Genomic DNA, 253 nt, shown 5'->3' on the forward strand with positions numbered 1-253 from the left:
ATGCAGATCCTCTCGCGTCGCTCCAAGAACAACCCCGTCCTCATCGGCGAGCCCGGCGTCGGCAAGACCGCCGTCGTCGAGGGTCTCGCGCAGGCGATCGTGAAGAACGACGTGCCCGAGACGCTGAAGGACAAGCAGGTCTATTCCCTCGACCTCGGCTCGCTCATCGCCGGTTCCCGCTACCGCGGTGACTTCGAGGAGCGCCTGAAGAAGGTCACCAAGGAGATCCGCACGCGCGGCGACATCATCGTCT

1 protein-coding gene is annotated in these 253 nt (G+C 64.4%); it reads left to right on the forward strand.

The genetic code is table 11. The features are described 5' to 3' along the window. Positions 1-253: AAA family ATPase (locus ACQG3P_RS20850; protein WP_426806118.1), on the forward strand; the 253-nt coding region annotated here is incomplete at both ends.

The organism is Stenotrophomonas sp. SrG (assembly GCF_050031795.1).
In the GTDB taxonomy this organism is placed as follows: Bacteria; Pseudomonadota; Gammaproteobacteria; order Xanthomonadales; family Xanthomonadaceae; genus Stenotrophomonas; species Stenotrophomonas rhizophila_A.